The organism is Microbacterium sp. MTN4-26, assembly GCF_042846595.1.
Taxonomy (GTDB): Bacteria; Actinomycetota; Actinomycetes; order Actinomycetales; family Microbacteriaceae; genus Microbacterium; species Microbacterium luteum.
This window is the reverse complement of the sequence record NZ_BTGO01000054.1, coordinates 1-861: the sequence shown is the minus strand read 5'-3', so window position 1 is coordinate 861 and position 861 is coordinate 1. Positions and strand designations below refer to the sequence as shown.

General features: G+C 67.7%; 1 protein-coding gene. It reads left to right on the top strand.

Annotation, left to right across the window (positions count from 1 at the left end):
- Positions 1-73 precede the first annotated feature (73 nt).
- Positions 74-861 (top strand): DDE-type integrase/transposase/recombinase (locus ACGG9C_RS17045; RefSeq protein ID WP_390178955.1); only part of this gene is annotated, 788 nt, incomplete at its 3' end.

Sequence of the window (861 nt, the reverse complement as noted above, 5' to 3'; positions counted from 1 at the left end):
TTGACGTAGGAGAGGCCTCCGGGGTCGAGTTGGAGCTGTCTAGTTCCCCGGCTCTTTCCCACGGAGGCCTCTCATGTCCCACGGTAATGCCCGGCTTGCTCCGGCCGGCAGGTTGATCCTCGTTCAGCGCATCCAGTCCGGGCGTGCGGTCGCGCACGTCGCCGCTGAGATGGGAATCTCCCGCACGACCGCGTGGCGGTGGTGGCGCAGGTTCAGAGAGCACGGCTCTGCCGGTCTCGTTGACCGGTCCAGCGTCGCCCATTCCCACCCTCACCGGACGGCGGCGTGCGTCGAGGCGCGGGTGCGAATCATGCGTCACCTCACCCGCCGCGGCCCGGTGTTCATCGCCGACGAGCTCGGATTACAGGCCTCGACGGTGGGGCGGGTGCTGCGCCGCCACCGGGCCCCGCTGCTGCGAGAGCTGGACCCGGTCACCGGGACGGTGATCCGAGCGACGCGGCGGTCTGCGCAGCGTTACGAGCACGACCATCCCGGCGCCCTCATCCACGTTGACGTGAAGAAGCTCGGCCGCATCCCGGACGGCGGCGGCTGGCGTTTGCACGGTCGCAGCGAACGTCCGAAGCACAAGCGGGGCCTGGGCTACGACTACGTCCACACCGTCATCGACGACCACTCCAGAGTCGCTTACGCCGAGATCCACAGCGACGAGAAAGGCGCCACCGCCGCCGGTGTGCTCGACCGCGCCATCGGCTTCTACGCCGATCTCGGGGTCAGAGTCGAACGAGTGATCAGCGACAACGCATTCGCCTACCGGCACTCGACCGCGTTCCGCGCGGTCATCAACGCACACGGGATCACACAGAAGTTCATCCGCCCGCACTGCCCATGGACAAACGGGAA